The following is a 252-nucleotide window of genomic DNA, read 5'->3' as shown; positions in this document are numbered from 1 at the left end:
CGCGGCATCCTCCTTCCCAGAGATGAGCTGCTCAGGGTGGAAGAGCTGACGGTACGACCCAGTGCGCACCTCGTCGATGACAGTGGGCTCCAGGTCGACAAAGATGGCCCTGGGCACATGCTTGCCAGCGCCCGTCTCGCTGAAGAAAGTGTTGAACGCATCGTGTGCGACGCCAACCGTTGTATCACTGGGCATGGTGCCATCGGGCTCGATGCCGTGCTCGAGGCAGTAGAGCTCCCAGCACGCGTTGCC

Annotated in this window: 1 protein-coding gene; it reads right to left on the bottom strand. The window is 62.3% G+C overall.

The genetic code is table 11. The features are described from left to right. A partial coding sequence (locus tag PZC42_RS25060; RefSeq protein WP_277214358.1) for a hypothetical protein occupies positions 1-252 on the bottom strand: 252 nt, incomplete at both ends.

It is taken from the genome of Isoptericola croceus, from assembly GCF_029382255.1.
In the GTDB taxonomy this organism is placed as follows: Bacteria; Actinomycetota; Actinomycetes; order Actinomycetales; family Cellulomonadaceae; genus Isoptericola; species Isoptericola croceus.
The sequence above is the reverse complement of the archived record's forward strand: the minus strand, read 5'-3'. Positions and strand labels throughout refer to the sequence as shown.